We start from the raw sequence: 16,451 nt of genomic DNA, 5'->3' as shown, positions 1-16,451 counted from the left end.
TCTCAGCCCACCTGCGGGACGGGCGGGAAGTTGGAGATCCACGTGTCGAACCACGGGCCGGTGCCCAGCGTGTTGGCGAAGACGCGGTAGAACGGCGCCATCAGCCGCAGGCTGCTGTCGAGGTTGTCCTCATTCTTGTTGAGCACCGCGATGACGCTCTCGAGGTGCGCGAGCGCCGGCGCGAGGTCGTCGCGGGACTGGCGGATCAGCGTCGTCAGCTCGCGCGAGAGCCGGGTGGTCGAGACCAGCAGCTCGTGCACGGCGTCGCGCCGGGCGACGAGGGCGCGGAAGAGGACGTCACCGTCCTCCATGAGCGCGATGATGTCCTCGTCGCGCTCGTCGAGCACCGTGGACACGCGCTCGAGGTTGACCAGGAGGGTGTTGAGCTGCTCGTCCTTGGCCGCGATGTTGGACGACAGGCGGCTCAGCCCGTCGAGCGCGCCGCGGAACTCCTCCGGGGTGTTGCGGGTCAGGTCGGCGAGGGTGGTGAGCGACTCGGCGAGCTGGTCGGTGTCGATCTTCTCCGACGTCGATGCCAGGCCCTCGAACGCCTCGACCACGTCGAAGGGCGAGGACGTCCGCCGGGCCGGGATGGTGGCGCCCTCGGCGAGCTGGCCGCCGCCGGCGGGCTCGAGGGCGAGGAACATCGAGCCGAGGATGGTCTTCACCTTGATCGCGGCCCGGGTCCCGCTGCCGAAGTCGGCGCGGTCGTCGACGGTGAAGCTGACCCGCACCTCGTCGCCCGCCAGCTCGATCCCGTCGACCTTGCCGACCCGGACGCCGGCGATGCGGACCTCGTCGTCGACCTTCAGCCCGCCGGCCTCGGTGAACATGGCGTGGTAGGTGTCGCCGCCGCCGATCACCGGCAGGTCGTCGGCACGCAGGGCGGCGACGAGCAGCACGGCCAGGACGACGAGGCTGACGGCGCCGACGACGACGGGGTTGCGCTCGCGGAAGGGAGTCATGTCAGATCACACCTGTCGGAGCCGGTCTCGTACGTCACCGGGATCGAGACGTCGCGCGGCAGGTTGACCCGGCCCTGGAACTCGCACAGGTAGAAGTTGAAGAAGGAGCCGTAGATGGCCGTACGGCCGATCTTCTCCAGCTTGATCGGCAGCACCTGGAGCGCGCGGTCGAGCTCGGCCTTGTTGCGGTCGACGTTCTCGGCGACGGCCCGCAGCTCCTTGATGTCCTTCACGAAGGGCTCGCGGATGCCGTCGACCAGCGACGCGGTCTCCACCGAGAGCGCGGACACCTCCTCGAGCGAGCCGAGGATCGCGTTGCGGTCCTTCTTCAGCCCGCCGACGAGCGTGCGGAACGACGTGATCAGCCGGGTGAGCTGCTCGTCGCGGTCGGCGACGTGGTCGAGGACGAGGGAGAGGTTGTCGATGAGCTCGCCGATGACCTGGTCGCGGTCGGCGAGGGTGGAGGTGACCGAGGCGGTGTGGGCGAGCAGGCCCTCGAGCGTGCCGCCCTCGCCCTGGAAGACCTGGACGAGCTCGTACGAGAGCTGGTTGACGTCCTCGGGCGACAGCGCCTGGAACAGCGGCTTGAAGCCGTTGAACAGCACCGTCAGGTCGAGCGCCGGACGGGTCCGCGACAGGGGGATCGTGGCCCCCTCGCGCAGCCGGGCGGTGTCGCCGACCTCCTGGGTGAGCGAGATGTAGCGCTGACCGACGAGGTTGCGGTAGCGGATCGAGGCGTTGGTGCCGCCGTTGACGGAGGTGCCGGTGTCGACGCTGAAGGTCACGAGCGCGTGGGTCCGGTCGACGACCTCGACGTCGCTCACCGTCCCCACGCGGACCCCGGCGACCCGGATGTCGTCGCCCTTGTTGACGCCCGTCGCGTCGGTGAACTCGGCCTTGTACTGCCGCGAGTCGCCGAAGCCGAGGTTGCCGATCGTCACCACGAGGACGCCGGTGGCGAGCGAGGTGACGAGGACGAAGACCAGGAGCTTGACCAGGTCGAGGGACGTGCGTGCGTCGAGGATCCTGCTCATCGCAGCGACACCTCCGCCCCGCGGGCCATGGGGCCGACCAGCAGCACGCCGAGGTCGGGGACGTCGTCGGCGCTGACGCCGAGGCCCGGCGCGAGCAGGCCCTTGAGGAGGGCAGACTCGTCGCGGCCGCCGGCGAACCCGGCGGCGGTCCCGGACCAGCCGGGGCCGACCCGGCTGGTGCCCTTGCCGGTGGGCTCGTCGATGCCGTCGACGAAGTCCGGCTGGTGGTCGACCGGGTTGCTCTGCGACCACGGCGGGTTCGGCAGGCGGCCGCAGTAGTAGCCGCGCTTGTCGCCGTAGACGGGCGCGTCCGCCGCGGTGTAGCCGCGCGGCTGGTTGGGGATGGTCTCCAGCACGATGTGCAGGGTGAACCCGCGGAACGCCTCGGCCTGGCGGTTGCCGGCGCCGACGATGCCGCCGAGCAGGCACGGGTAGCCCGGGGCGTACCGGGCGAACACCTCGAGCTGTGCGGCGGCGAGGTCGCCGAGCCGGACCAGGTTGTCGCCGTTGGCGCGGGTGAAGCGCTCGGCCACCGCAGCGAGCTCGGACACGTCGACGAACAACGCCTTCAGCTTCTCCTCGCGGTCCTCCAGCGTCGAGGTGGTGACGATCGTTTTGCGCAGGATGGTGGCGACCTCGGGCAGCACGTCGGCGTACGTGTCGGAGACCTTCGCGGTGAGCCGGAGGTCCTCGACGAGCGCGGGCAGCTCGGGGTTGAGGCGCGTCAGGTAGCCGTCGAGGGTCTCGATGGTCTCGCCGACCTGCTCACCGCGGCCCTCGAGCGCCGTGGCGACGGCGTTCAGCGTGGTGTTGAGGTCGGCCGGCTGCACGGCGCGCAGCAGCGGGTAGAGGTCGCTGAGGACCTGCTCGACCTCGATCGAGAGGTCGGTGCGCGCGATGACGTCGCCGTCGGCGATCGGCCGGGCCGACGAGCCACCGGCGGGCACGTCGAGGGACACGAACTTCTCGCCGAAGAGGGTCTTGGGCAGGATCGAGGCGGTGACGTCGCGCGGGATGTCGGCCGTACGGTCCTCGTAGAGGCCGAGCGTGATGTCGGCGCCCTCGGTCGTGGGCTCGTAGTCGAGCACCTCGCCGACGATGACGCCCTTGATCTTCACGTCGGCGCGGTGCGGCAGCTGCAGCCCGATCCGCGACGCGTGGACGGTGACCTCGTCGTAGCTGCTGAACTTCTGCGTGAAGACGCCGTGGGTCGCCCACACCGCGCCCAGGATCAGGGCGAGGAACACCACGCCCAGGGTCTTGGTCCTCATCGGCTCGTCACCCCGCCAGCCTGACGGTGGTCGAGGCGCCCCAGATCGCCATCGACATGAGCAGGTCGAGCACGTTGATGGCCACGATGCTGGTGCGCACGGCGCGACCGACCGCGACGCCGACGCCGGCGGGGCCGCCCGACGCGGTGTAGCCGTGGTAGCAGTGGATGAGGATCACGGTGACGGCGAAGACGAGGACCTTGCCGAACGACCACAGCACGTCGCCCGGCGGCAGGAAGGCGTTGAAGTAGTGGTCGTAGGTGCCCGCCGACTGGCCGTAGACCTGCGTGACCACGAGCCGGCTCGCGAAGTACGACGACAGCAGCCCGACGACGTACAGCGGGATGATGGCGATCAGGCCGCCGACGACGCGGGTCGCGACGAGGAACGGCATCGACGGGATCGCCATCACCTCGAGCGCGTCGACCTCCTCGGAGATGCGCATCGCGCCGAGCTGCGCGGTGAAGCCGCAGCCGACGGTGGCCGCGAGGGCGATGCCCGCGACCAGCGGGGCGATCTCGCGGGTGTTGAAGTAGGCGGAGACGAAGCCGGAGAACGCGGCCGTGCCGAGCTGGTCGAGCGCGGCGTAGCCGGACAGGCCGACCTGGGCGCCGGTGAAGAAGGTCATGCCGATGATGACGCCGACGGTGCCGCCGATGACCGCCAGCGCCCCCGACCCCAGTGTGACCTCGGCCAGGATCCGCATGATCTCGCGGGGGTAGCGGGCGATCGAGCGCGGGACCGCGCGCAGGACCGCGAGGTGGAACGCCAGCTGCGCCCCCAGGTCGTCCAGGGAGGCGAGCGGCTTGGCGTACACGTCCTTCAGCGGCATCGCTTCATCCGCCCTTCGGGGGCACGACCTGCAGGTAGATCATGCTCAGGACGAAGTTGGCCACGAAGAGCAGCAGGAACGTGATGACGACGGACTCGTTGACCGCGTCGCCGACGCCCTTGGGGCCGCCCTCGGCGTTCATGCCCTTGTAGGACGCGACGATCGCGGCGATGAGGCCGAAGACGAGCGCCTTGACCAGTCCCACCCAGAGGTCCGGCAGCTGGGCGAGCGCGGTGAAGCTGGCGAGGTAGGCGCCCGGGGTGCCGTCCTGGAGGACCACGTTGAAGACGTAGCCGCCGGCGACCCCGACGACGCTGACCATGCCGTTGAGGAAGAACGCCACGAGCATGCAGGCGAGCACGCGCGGCACGACGAGGCGCTGGATGGGGTCGATGCCGAGCACCATCATCGCGTCGAGCTCCTCGCGGATCTTGCGGGCACCGAGGTCCGCCGCGATCGCCGACCCCCCGGCGCCGGCGATCAGCAGCGCCGTGCCGATCGGGGCCGCCTGCTGGATCACCGCGAGGACCGACGCCGAGCCCGTGAACGACTGGGCGCCGAACTGCTTGATCAGTCCGCCGACCTGCAACGCGATGACGGCGCCGAACGGGATGGCGACGAGGGCGGTCGGGACGATGGTGACGGACGCGATGAACCACGCCTGCTGGATGAACTCCCGCAGCTGGAACGGGCGCCGGAACAGGCCGCGGCCGACGTCGAGCGCGAAGGCGAAGAGGTTGCCGGCGGTGCCGATGGGCGCGAGGGCGCGCGAGGTCATGGACGTGGCCACGGGACGTCAGGCTCCCGGTGCGAGGCCGGCGTTGCTGGACTCGAAGGACCCGGGCGGCGGGGTGACACCGTTCTCGCGGCACCACTCCCCCGCGGGTCGCTGGCTGCGTCGCGGGACTCCGTTGGACGGGTCGAGCTGCAGCGGGATGGGCGGCAGGGGCGGCAGCTCCTGGCCGGCCTCCGCCGCGAGCTCGTCGGCGTCCTTCTCCTCCGACATGCCGATGGGACCGACCCGCTGCGCGTTGAGGAACTGGCGCACGACCGGCTCCTCGGAGCTGAGCAGCTGCTCGCGCGGGCCGAACATCGCGAGGTGGCGGTGGTAGAGCAGCCCGATGTTGTCGGGCACCGTCCGGGCGGTGTTGATGTCGTGGGTGACGATGAGGAAGGTGGCGTCGATCTGGGCGTTGAGGTCGACGATCAGCTGGTTGAGGAACGCCGTGCGGACCGGGTCGAGGCCGGAGTCCGGCTCGTCGAACAGGACGATCTCGGGGTCGAGCACGAGCGCGCGCGCCAGCCCGGCGCGCTTGCGCATCCCGCCCGAGATCTCCCCGGGGAGCTTGTCCTCGGCGCCGAGCAGGCCGACGAGGTCCATCTTCTCCATGACGATGTCGCGGACCTCGGACTCGGACTTCCGCGTGTGCTCGCGCAGGGGGAACGCGACGTTGTCGTAGAGGTTCATCGACCCGAACATCGCGCCGTCCTGGAACAGCACGCCGAAGAGCTTGCGGATCTCGTAGAGCTCGCGCTCCGAGCAGCTCGCGATGTCGGTGCCCTCGATGACGATCGAGCCCTTGTCGGGCTTGAGCAGCCCGATGAGGGTCTTGAGGAACACCGACTTGCCGGTGCCGGAGGGGCCGAGCATCACGCAGATCTCGCCGGCCGGGACCGTCAGCGTCACGTCGCCCCAGATGAGCTGCTTGCCGAAGGACTTGCTGAGGTCGTTGACCTGGATCTCGACGCCCATGCGCGCGGTACCCCTTCCCTCCCCCGGTTGCTCCTGGTGCGGCTACTCCTGGGTAGTCCAACGCGGGAGGGTGCGGGAGGTTACGGCGGGCGTGCGACGCTCGTCACCGGCCTGCGCGGGCGGGCGCCGAGGGCAGGCAGGACTGCCCCGATCGCAGGGTGGAGCGGTGCGTGAGCCACGTTCCGCGCGGTCAGAACGTGGCTCAGGCACCGCTCGGCGGCAGACGGCGAGCTCAGCCGGCTCGGCGCCGCCGGATCTCCTCGTTGACCGCGGGGATCACCTCGTGGAGGTCGCCGATGACCGCGTGGGTCGCCTTGGTGACCATCGGGGCGTCGGGGTCGGTGTTGATGGCCAGGATCGCCTTGGCGCTGCTGCACCCGGCCCAGTGCTGGATCGCACCGCTGATGCCGCACGGGATGTAGAGGTCGGGCGAGATCCGGCTCCCGGTCTGGCCGACCTGCTCGTGGTGCGGTCGCCAGCCCAGGGACGTGACCACGCGCGAGACGCCGAGCGACGCCCCGAGCAGGTCGGTGAGCTCGAGGATCTCGGCGAACCCGTCGGCCGACCCGGCCCCGCGACCCGCGCCGACGACGACCTTCGCGGACTTGAGCGTGCCCGACAGGTCGGGCTCCGGCTCGTCGGTGGACACCACGCGGGCGACGAGGTCGGCGGGCGCCACGTCGGGCGTCTCGACGACGAGCTCACCGGCGCCGGGGGCGTCGGCGGGCGCTGCCTGCACGGCGTGCCCGGCGACGGTGAAGACGGCGGGGCGCTGGCCGAGCTGCATCTCCTCGAGCGCGGCACCGCCGACGACCTGGCGGGTGACGGTGAACGGCGACAGGCCGCCGAAGCTCAGCACGTTGGCAGCCATCGGCACACCGCTGCGCGCCGCGACGTGGGCGAGCACCTCGTTGCCGCGCGACGTGCCGGCCGCCATCACGACGACGGCGCCGGACCTCTCGCGGACGTGGAGGAGGCCTGCGGCCCACGCGGCGCCGGCGAACGCGTCGTACGCCCCGCCGGTGAGGGCGTGCACGCGGCGCACGCCGTAGGAGGCGAGCGCCGGGACCAGCCCCTCGGCGGGCTCGCCCACGACGACGGCGTCGATCGGGACACCGCCCCCCGCGGCGGACAGCTCGCGGGCCATGGTCAGCGCCTCGCGGGAGGTCTCGACGGCCTCGCCGGCGGGCGACACCTCGACGAGCACGACGATCATCGGGCCAGCACCCCCAGCTCCTCGAGCAGGTCGACCACCGCCGGCGCGGCGGCCGCGCCCTCCCCCAGCACCTGGACGCTCGAGGGCGACGGCGGCGGGAGGACGAGGCGTACGCGGGACGGGCCCGCGGGGTCGGAGACGGGCGTACGCTCCTCGATCTCGACCTTCTTGGCCTTCATCCGGCCCGGGACGGTCGGGTAGCGCGGCTCCACACCGCCCTCGAGGACGGTCACGACCGCGGGCAACGGCAGCCGGTAGGTCTCGTGCCCGTCGGGGCCGTCACCGCTCGCGGTGACCTCGCCGTCGGCGACGCTGACCTTGCTGACCCCGTTGACCACCGGCCAGCCCAGCTCGTAGGCGAGCCGGATGCCCACCTGGAAGTCGCCGCTGTCGGCGGCGTCGTTCCCCAGGAGGACGAGGTCGTGCGGCGTGCCCGCCTGCTCGTGGTCGCGGACGACGGCAGCCAGCTCGCGGGCGACGTCGGCCGGGCCGAACGTCTGCGGGTCGGCGACGACGTGCGTGGCGGCGGTGCAGCCGACGGCGAGGGCGGACCGCAGCTGCTCGACGGCGTCGGCGTCGCCCAGCGTCACCACGGACGCGGTCCCGCCCGTGGCGGACGCGACCTGGACCCCGATCTCGACGGCGCACTCCTCGTGGGCACTCGTGGTGAACCCGGCGTAGCGGCCGTCGACGCCCTGGGCGTCCTCGGTCAGGACGACCTCGCTGGACGCGTCGACGACGCGCTTGATGCAGATCAGCGGGTTGGTCATCGCAGGCGCTCGTTGGTCGAGTCGAGCAGGGGCGTGGCGTCGATCGAGCCGACCGTCACGGGATAGAGCTCCTCCATGTAGGACACGGCGAGCTCGTTGCCGATCACGGCCTCCTCGGGCGGGAGGTAGGCGAGCAGCACGTGCTTGCCGAGCGAGGGCGCGGAGCCGGCGCTGGTGACGTACGGGTGGTGGCCGTGGCCGTCGGTCAGGATGCCGCCGTCGCGGGTGAGGATCGGCTCGCCGCCGAGCATGTAGCGCTTCGTCCCGGACGCGGAGGTGTGGTCGTCGACGGTCAGGGTGCAGAGCACCGCCTGCGGGGACGCCTCGCGCTGCGCGAGGTAGGCCTCCTTGCCGACGAAGTCGGCGGCCTTGACCTTGGGCCGCTGCATGCCGGCCTCGACGATGCTGCGCTCGCCGTCGAGCTCGGCGCCGTAGGCGCGGTAGCCCTTCTCGATGCGGCCCGTCGTGCCGTAGACGCCGATGCCCGCGGGGCGTACGCCGTGCGGGGCGCCGGCCTCGAGGAGCGTCTCCCACACCTGGGCGGCCGAGCCCATCGGGACGTAGAGCTCCCAGCCCAGCTCGCCGACGTAGGAGATGCGCGAGGCGAGGACGGTCGTCCCGCCGAGGTCGATCTCACGGCAGGTGAGGAAGCCGAAGCCCGCGTCCGAGACGTCGTCGGAGGTGAGGCCGGCGACGACCTCACGGGCCCGGGGCCCCCAGATGCCGATGGTCGACACGTCGTCGGTGAGGTCGGTCAGGGTGGTGGCCTCGTCGTCGGGGAGCTGGCCGGCGAACCAGGCGCGGTCGGCCATGCCGTGGGCGCCGCCGGTGACCACGCGGAAGTGGTCGTCGCCCAGCCGCATCACGGTGAGGTCGGACCGGAAGCCGCCCTTCGCGTCGAGCACCGGGGTGTAGATGACCTTGCCGACCGCGACGTCGCACTGGGCGACGCAGGTGCGCTGCACGGTGTCGAGCGCCCCCGGTCCGGTGATGTCGAAGATGCAGAACGCCGACAGGTCGATCACCGCGCCGGACTCCCGCATCCGCAGGTGCTCGGCGTTGATGATCGGGCTCCACCAGCGCGCGTCCCACTCGTGCTCGCGGGGCATGACGGCGTCGCCGTAGACCTCCAGCAGGTCGGCGTTGGACTCGTACCAGAAGGGGCGCTCCCACCCGGCGGTCTCGAAGAAGACCGCGCCGAGCTTGGCCTGCGAGTCGTGCATCGGGGAGAGCCGCTGGTCGCGGTCGGACTCGTACTGCTCGGCGGGGTGGACGATGCCGTAGGTCTTGATGAACGACTCCGTCGTCCGCAGCCGGGTGTGCTCGCGGCGCTTCTGGTGCGGGTGGAAGCGCGCGATGTCGCTGTGGTGCAGGTCGATCTCGGAGTGGCCGTGGGTCATCCACTCGGCGACCGCGCGACCCACGCCCGGCCCCTCCTTGATCCAGACGGCCGACGCCGTCCAGAGACCGGCGACCTCGCTCTCGCCGAGGATCGGGTTGCCGTCGCAGGTCAGCGAGAGGAGGCCGTTGATGGCGTAGCGGATCTCCGCACCCTCGGCACCCAGGAGCTCCGGCATCAGCTCGTAGGCCTGCTCGAGCTGCGGGTCGAAGTCGTCCTCGGTGAACGGCATCTCCGTCGGGGAGAGCTTGGCCTGCTCGATCGAGGGGATGTCCTCGGGCTCGTGGAGGATCGCGCGGTGGGCGTAGGAGCCGACCTCCATGTCGGCGCCGTGCTGGCGCTCGTAGCAGAAGGTGTCCATGTCGCGCACGATCGGGAAGGAGATCTCGCCCTCCTTCTCGGCCAGCTGCGGGCAGGGGCCGACGCTGATCATCTGGTGCACCGCCGGGGTCAGCGGGATGGAGATGCCGGCCATGTCGCCCAGCTTGGGGCTCCACACGCCGGCCGCGATCACCACGACCTTCGCCTCGATGTCACCGCCGGTCGTGCGTACGCGCGTGATGCGACGGCGTCCGTGCGGCCCCTCCTCGGTGTCGAGGCCGACGACCTCCACCGTCGGCACGACGGTGAGCTCGCCCGTCTCCAGGCCGCGCTCGCGCATGATCGTGCCGGCGCGCAGCGAGTCGACGACGCCGACACCGGGGGTCCAGAAGGCGCCGATGAACTGGTCCTCCTCGATGAAGGGGACCTTCTCCTTCACGAACGCGGGGCTGACCAGCTCGGCCTCGATGCCCCACGCCTTGGCGCTCGACATCCGGCGCCGCAGCTCCTCCATCCGCTCCTCGGTGCGGGCGATCTCGAACCCGCCGGACTCGGTGAAGACGCCCATCTCCTTGTACTGCGCGACCGAGTCCAGCGTGATGTCGGTGATCTCGCGGGAGTGGTCGACGGTGAAGATGAAGTTGGACGCGTGGCCGGTCGAGCCGCCCGGGTTGGGCAGCGGGCCCTTGTCGATCTGGACGACGTTCTTCCACCCGAGGCGGGTCAGGTGGTGGACGAGGCTGTTGCCGACGATGCCGGCTCCGATCACGACGACGTCGGCGGTCGCGGGGACCTCTGCCATGGCAGTCTCCTGGGACGAAGAATGGAGTTGCGTATCACGCAACTTGTTGCGCTATGTGCGACAGACAAAATGTACGTCGACGCCCCCGACCGCTGTCAAGCAGTCGGGGGCGTCGACGGGACGAGCGGTTGGGTCAGGTCGGGGGGCGGGTGTCGTCCCTCTCGTCGAGGGGCTGCCCGGTGACCTCCTCGGGCTCCGCGCCGAGCGCCGCGAGGGCCACGGTGTGGTGCTCCATCGCGTCGTACTGCTGCGCGTGCAGGACGGCACGGCGTACGCGCGGGGGCAGGGTCGACTCGTAGGGCTCCGCCCGCAGCGCCTTCATCAGGGACACGCACATCGCGCAGATGACCAGCATGAACGGTCCCGCCACGATGATCACGAGCGTCTGCAGCGCGCCGAGCCCGCCGGAGAAGAGCAGCACCGCGGCCACCGCGCCCTGGGCGACACCCCAGAACACGACCAGCCAGCGCATCGGCTCCTCCTTGCCGTTCTGGCTCAGCATGCCCATCACGATCGAGGCCGAGTCGGCACCGGTGATGAAGAAGATCGCCACGAGGAAGACGGCCAGCACCACCGTGACGGTCGCGAGGGGGTACTCACGCAGGGTCGCGAAGAGGGCGCTCTCCGTGCCCTCGTCGGCGAGCACCTTGCCCAGGTCCTTGGCACCGGAGAGCTGGAGGTCGAAGGCGGAGCCGGCGAGGATCGAGAACCAGACGAACGACACCAGGCTCGGCACCAGGATCACGTAGATGACGAACTGGCGGATCGTGCGGCCCTTGGAGATGCGCGCGATGAACATGCCCACGAACGGGGTCCACGAGATCCACCACGCCCAGTAGAAGATCGTCCAGGCGCTGAGGAACTCGCTGTCGCCGAAGGCCCCGGTGCGGAACGCCATGGTCGGCAGGTGCGTGAGGTAGCCGCCGAGGGACTCGGTGAAGGTGCTCAGGATGAACACCGTCGGCCCGACCACGAAGAGGAAGAACACCAGCAGCACCGCGGCGACCGCGTTGGCGTTGGAGAGGAGCTGGACGCCCTTCTCGACCCCGGACACCGCTGACAGGACGAAGCAGAGCGTCAGCACCGCGATGACCGCGACCGTGAGCCACTTGGAGCGGCCGCTGCCGAAGACGTCGTCGAGGCCACCGGTGATCTGCAGGGCACCGAGGCCGAGCGAGGTCGCCGAGCCGAAGAGCGTCGCGAAGATCGCGATGATGTCGATGGCCTTGCCGGGACCCTGCTTCTCGCGCCCCTTGAGCAGTGGGCCGAAGGCGCCGGAGACCAGGTTGCCCGTGCCCTTGCGGTAGGCGAAGTAGCCGATCGCGAGGCCGATGACGGCGTACATCGACCAGGGGTGGAAGCCCCAGTGGAAGAAGGCGTACTCCATCGCAACACGGGCGCTGTCCGGCGTGTTCGGGTCGCCGCGGCCCGGCGGCGTGCTCGCGGCGCTCTCGGCGGTGAGGTAGGTCAGCGGCTCGGCGACGCCCCAGAACATCAGGCCGATGCCCATGCCGGTGGCGAACATCATCGAGACCCAGGAGAACGTGGAGAACTCGGGCTCGCTGTCGTCGGGCCCGAGCCGGATGTTGCCGTAGCGGGTGACGGCGAGGTAGGCGGAGAACAGCAGGAAGGTCGCGCTGACCAGGATGAACAGCCAGCCGAACAGCTCGGTCAGCTTGCCGAGGACCTTCCCGGTGGTCTCCGTCATGCCGGTGGAGTCCAACGCGCCCCAGGCGAGGAAGGCGATCGCGAGCCCGGCGGCGACACCGAAGGTCACCTTGTCCAGCGGGAAGTCCCGTCGGCCCGACTCCGCCGGCGGGACCTGTGCGACCGGTTCCTTGATGGCCATGACGCCTACCCATCCGGTTGCGCGATGCGCAACCTAGTGCGTGACCTGCAACACACGTACCCTGACCGGGCCCCGGCCGCCTGTCAAGGCTGGCCGGGCGCCCGGTCGGCGCAGCCTGCTACCCCAGCCAGGCGTCGACCTTGTCCTGGTTCTCCTCGATCCACTTCGCGGCGGCGTCCTCGGGTGACATGCCGTCGGCGGCGATGTAGCCGGCCACGACGTTCTGGTCCTCGTTGGTCCAGGTGAAGTTCCTGACCAGGTCGACCGCCGTGGAGTCCGAGGCCGCCCACTCCGTGCCGACGATCTTCTTCAGCTCGGTCTCGGGGTAGTCGCACGCGACGTCCTGCGGGTCGTCCTGGCACCCCTCCTCGTAGGGCGGCAGCGAGACGCGCTGCATCGCCACCTCGGCGTTGAAGTACTGCGGCTCGTACCAGTAGCCGATGACCCACTCCTTGTTCTCCTCGGCCTTGCGGAACGCCTCGATGCTGGCGGCCTCCGAGCCGGAGAACACGACCTGGAAGTCCAGGTCGAGGTTGGACACGATCGCCTCGTCGAACTGGACGTACGACGGGTCGGCGCCGAGGAACTGGCCCTTGCCGCCCGACTCCGAGGTCTCGAACTCCGAGGCGTACTGGTTGAGGTTCTCCCAGTCGAGGATGTCCGGGTGCTCCTCGGCGAGCCACGGCGGGACGAACCAGCCGATGATGCCGACGTTGCCCTGAGGGCCGAAGTCCTCGGCGGAGCCGTCGCCCTCCTCGGCGAAGAACTTCTTCTCGAGGTCGGGGTGGCCCCAGTCCTCGATCACGACGTCCACCTCCCCGGTGCCGAAGCCCTGCCAGGAGACGTCCTCCTTGAGCTCCTTGTAGTTGACCGTGCAGCCCAGCTGCTCCTGGGCGACGGTGCCGACGACGTAGGCGCTGGCCTCGTAGCCGACCCACGGGTTCACGGCCATGTTGAGGTCGCCGCACTCGCCGCCGCCCTCGGCGGCCTGCTCCTCGTTGGCCTGGGTCTGCTCGTCGATGGAGCCGCCGCCGCAGGCGGAGAGCACCATCACGGCGGCTGTGGCGAGGACTCCCAGACGGGCGCCTCGGCTTCGGGTGGTGCGCATAGTGCGTCTCCTCTTCGTTGCTGGTGCGAGGTGGTGGGTCAGTTGCCCGGCGGGCCGATCGGCAGCCGGAGGCTGAAGGCACGCCGGGTGCCGGGTCCGTCGTCGCGGCGCACGTCGCTGGCGGCGCGGGTGATCCGGTCGAGCATCACGCCGATCAGCACGATGGTGAGCCCGGCGGCCGCGCCCTTGCCCCACGCCTCGCTGCGGGAGAAGCCGTACACGACGTCGAAGCCGAGCGCCCCGGCGCCGACCAGGCCGCCGATGACGGTCATCGAGAGCACGTAGAGCAGGCCCTGGTTGGTGGCCAGGACGAGGGAGCCCTTCGCCATCGGCAGCTGGACCTTGGTGATCTCCTGCCACGTCGTCTGACCGGTCGAGCGTCCGGCCTCGATGGTCGTGGGAGAGACCCCTTTGACGCCGTCGGCCACCAGCTTGATCGCGGCGGGTGCGGCGTACACGATGCCGGCGACGATCGCGGTGAAGCGGCCCGGGCCGAACAGCGCCAGCACGGGGATGAGGTAGACGAAGGGCGGGATGGTCTGCCCGGCGTCGAGCAGCGGACGGATGCCGAGGTCGACGCGCCTGTCCCGCGCCATCCAGACGCCGAAGACCAGCGCGAGGGCCATCACGAGCACGGTCGCGACGAGCGTCATGTTGAGCGTGACCATCGCGTCGTTCCACAGGTCGAGCCACAGCACGCCGAGCAGGCACACGACCGTGATGACCAGGGCGCGCACGCCCCCGAACACCAGCGCGAGGGCGGCGATCGCGACGAACGAGACGTACCACGGGGAGTCGGCGAGCACCGACTGGACCGGGTTGAGCAGCCCCTCCGTCACCCCGTCCTTGAGGCCGCCGGTGACGCCGCCGAAGGTGTCCTTGATCGCGTCGACGACGTCGCTGACCCCGCTGCTGATGGTGCGGCCGATCGAGTACGTCGGGAACTCGGCCAGGCTGACGTAGGTGCGGGAGAGGTAGACCGCGACGAGCGCGACCACCGCTCCCCCGGCCACCACGACGCGCCGCAGCCGCGGGTTGCGGTGGCCGCCGCCGCGCGCGACACGCTCGGAGCGCTCGCTGGCCGCCGTGGTGGTGCGGTCGAGCATCACGGCCATCACCACGATCAGCGCCCCCGGGACGAAGGCGGTGCCGACGTCGTTGACGCGCAGGCCCTGGAGCACCGGCTTGCCGAGGCCCGGGCCGTCGACGAAGGAGGCGAGGGTGGCCATCGACAGCGCGGCCAGGGTGGTCTGGTTGAGACCGACGATGATCGTCTTGCGAGCCATCGGCAGCTGCACCTTGAGCAGCCGCTGCCAGTAGGTCTGGCCCGCGGAGTCGGTGGCCTCGATCGTGGTCGCCGGGACCTCGCGGATCCCGAACCCGGCGATGCGGATGATCGGCGGGAGCGCGTAGATCAGGGTCGCGACCACGGCGGCGCTGGTGCCGATGCCGAAGAAGAGCACGATCGGCAGCAGGTAGACGAACGTCGGCATCGTCTGCATCAGGTCGAGGAAGACGGTGACCACGGCGTTGGCGCGGGCGTTGGTGCCGATCCACACCGCCAGCGGCATCCCGATCACGACGGCGAGGAGCACCGAGATCAGCACGATGATGAGCGTGTCCATCGACTGGTCCCAGTAGCCGAGGACGCCGAAGGAGAGGAACGACGCGAGCACGAGGACCGCGATGCGCCAGCTCGCCACGACGAGGCCGACGTAGGTCGCCAGGGCGGTGACCCCGAGCCAGCCGATCTCCGGCACGGGGCGCGGGAAGGCGGGCTTGGACAGGAGCCTCTGCAGCCAGTCGACGGTGCCGCGGAAGGCGTCGGCGATCGCGTTGGTGAACTGCATGACCGGGTTGGTGGACCGGCCCTCGAGGAGCCCGTTCTGGATCTCCGTCAGGCGGTCGTGCAGGTCGGTGCGCGACAGGCTCGGCAGGTCGAGGGTGTCGGTGCCCCGGGTGAACGCCCACACGACGACCCACAGCACCACCACGGCGGCGGCGGGCACCCAGCGGCTGATGCCGGAGTCCTCGACCACCGGCGGCGCGGCGTCGGGCTCCACGCGCCGGGGAGGTGCCGGCGCGGTCGCTGTCATCCCTCTTCCTCGGCCACGACGACCCGCATGATGTCCTCCTCGTCGACGACACCGACGAGGGTGTCGCCGTCGACGACGCGGATCGGTGCGTCCGAGGCGATCGCGGCGCGCGCGGCCTGGCGTACGACCGTGGTGACCGGCAGCGTGGGGCCGTCCATCGCCTCGCCGTCGCGGGGCTCGCGCATCACCCACTTCAGCGTGAGGACGTGGGCCTTGGGCACCTCGGACACGAAGTCCTTGACGTAGTCGTCGGCGGGCCGGGCGACGACCTCGTCGGGCGTGCCGATCTGCACGATCGCGCCGTCGCGCAGGATCATGATGCGGTCGCCGAGCTTGAGTGCCTCGGCGAGGTCGTGGGTGATGAAGACCATCGTCTTGCCGAGCTCGCGGTGCAGCCGGATGACCTCGTTCTGCATGTCACGGCGGATCAGCGGGTCGAGCGCCGAGAAGGGCTCGTCGAAGAGCAGCATCTCCGGGTCGCCGGCCAACGCGCGGGCCAGGCCCACCCGCTGCTGCATGCCGCCGGAGAGCTGGTCGGGGTAGGACTTCTCGTAGCCGGAGAGCCCGACCAGGTCGACGATCTCGCCGGCCTTCGCCCGACGCTCCTTCTTCGCGATCCCGCGCACCTCGAGGCCGTAGGCGACGTTGTCGATCACCTGCCGGTGCGGGAGCAGCCCGAAGTGCTGGAACACCATCGAGACCTTCTGGCGCCTCACCTCGCGCAGGTCGGCCTCCGACGCGTTCGTGATGTCCACGCCGCCGAGGGTGACCGAGCCCGCGGTCGGCTCGATCAGCCGCGTGAGCAACCGGACGAGGGTCGACTTGCCCGATCCGGAGAGCCCCATCACGACGAACACCTCGCCGGGCGCGACCTCGAAGGAGACGTCCTTGACGCCGACCACGTTGCCGGTCTTGGCCTTGAGATCGGCGCGGGACAGCTCGGCGTCCGGCGTGCCGATGATCTTGTCCGAGCGCGGGCCGAAGATCTTCCAGAGGCTGTCCACGGAGAGGGCTGCGGTCATGCGTGCTCCTTTG

General features: G+C 70.5%; 13 protein-coding genes. All 13 read right to left on the bottom strand.

Features of this window, described 5'->3' with window-relative positions; all coding sequences use genetic code 11:
- Positions 1–2: 2 nt before the first annotated feature.
- The 13 genes from F4692_RS10670 to F4692_RS10610 all read right to left on the bottom strand — a co-directional run bounded on the left by F4692_RS10670 (position 3) and on the right by F4692_RS10610 (position 16,438).
- Positions 3–965 carry an MCE family protein gene (locus F4692_RS10670; protein ID WP_179619627.1) on the bottom strand — a complete coding sequence of 321 codons (963 nt, stop codon included), beginning with the start codon at positions 963–965 and terminating at the stop codon, positions 3–5.
- The gene (locus F4692_RS10665) at positions 962–1,999 is read right to left on the bottom strand and encodes an MCE family protein (protein WP_179619626.1); all 1,038 of its coding nucleotides are present in this window, start codon (positions 1,997–1,999) and stop codon (positions 962–964) included. Before F4692_RS10665 ends, F4692_RS10670 begins: the two co-directional genes overlap by 4 nt.
- Positions 1,996–3,270 carry an MCE family protein gene (locus F4692_RS10660; RefSeq protein ID WP_179619625.1) on the bottom strand — a complete coding sequence of 425 codons (1,275 nt, stop codon included), beginning with the start codon at positions 3,268–3,270 and terminating at the stop codon, positions 1,996–1,998. Before F4692_RS10660 ends, F4692_RS10665 begins: the two co-directional genes overlap by 4 nt.
- A gap of 7 nt (positions 3,271–3,277) precedes the next feature.
- A complete protein-coding gene (locus tag F4692_RS10655; RefSeq protein ID WP_179619624.1) occupies positions 3,278–4,102 on the bottom strand; it encodes an MlaE family ABC transporter permease in 825 nt (274 codons plus the stop codon).
- 4 nt (positions 4,103–4,106) lie between these two features.
- Positions 4,107–4,880 carry an MlaE family ABC transporter permease gene (locus F4692_RS10650; RefSeq protein WP_179620459.1) on the bottom strand — a complete coding sequence of 258 codons (774 nt, stop codon included), beginning with the start codon at positions 4,878–4,880 and terminating at the stop codon, positions 4,107–4,109.
- 18 nt (positions 4,881–4,898) lie between these two features.
- Positions 4,899–5,855: an ABC transporter ATP-binding protein gene (locus tag F4692_RS10645; RefSeq protein WP_179619623.1), complete on the bottom strand. Its 957-nt coding sequence runs from the start codon at positions 5,853–5,855 to the stop codon at positions 4,899–4,901.
- Between the two features lie 232 nt (positions 5,856–6,087).
- Entirely contained in the window at positions 6,088–7,071 is a 984-nt protein-coding gene (locus F4692_RS10640) for an electron transfer flavoprotein subunit alpha/FixB family protein (protein WP_179619622.1), read from the bottom strand.
- On the bottom strand, positions 7,068–7,841 hold the full coding sequence (locus tag F4692_RS10635; protein WP_179619621.1) for an electron transfer flavoprotein subunit beta/FixA family protein: 774 nt from the start codon (positions 7,839–7,841) through the stop codon (positions 7,068–7,070). Before F4692_RS10635 ends, F4692_RS10640 begins: the two co-directional genes overlap by 4 nt.
- Positions 7,838–10,363, bottom strand: coding sequence for a GcvT family protein (locus F4692_RS10630; protein ID WP_179619620.1), 2,526 nt, complete (start codon positions 10,361–10,363; stop codon positions 7,838–7,840). The genes F4692_RS10635 and F4692_RS10630 overlap by 4 nt, the downstream gene beginning before the upstream one ends.
- Positions 10,364–10,496: 133 nt before the next feature.
- Positions 10,497–12,212 (bottom strand): BCCT family transporter, encoded by a 1,716-nt coding sequence (locus tag F4692_RS10625; RefSeq protein ID WP_179619619.1) that lies wholly within the window; start codon positions 12,210–12,212, stop codon positions 10,497–10,499.
- Positions 12,213–12,330: 118 nt separating this feature from the next.
- Positions 12,331–13,320, bottom strand: a complete 990-nt coding sequence (locus F4692_RS10620) for an ABC transporter substrate-binding protein (protein WP_179619618.1) — start codon at positions 13,318–13,320, stop codon at positions 12,331–12,333.
- A 38-nt stretch (positions 13,321–13,358) separates the two neighbouring features.
- A complete protein-coding gene (locus F4692_RS10615; protein ID WP_179619617.1) occupies positions 13,359–15,416 on the bottom strand; it encodes an ABC transporter permease in 2,058 nt (685 codons plus the stop codon).
- The gene (locus tag F4692_RS10610; RefSeq protein ID WP_257029746.1) at positions 15,413–16,438 is read right to left on the bottom strand and encodes a quaternary amine ABC transporter ATP-binding protein; all 1,026 of its coding nucleotides are present in this window, start codon (positions 16,436–16,438) and stop codon (positions 15,413–15,415) included. The genes F4692_RS10615 and F4692_RS10610 overlap by 4 nt, the downstream gene beginning before the upstream one ends.
- Positions 16,439–16,451: the final 13 nt, after the last annotated feature.

The organism is Nocardioides cavernae (assembly GCF_013410035.1).
GTDB classification, from domain to species: Bacteria; Actinomycetota; Actinomycetes; order Propionibacteriales; family Nocardioidaceae; genus Nocardioides; species Nocardioides cavernae_A.
The sequence above is the reverse complement of the archived record's forward strand: the minus strand, read 5'-3'. Positions and strand labels throughout refer to the sequence as shown.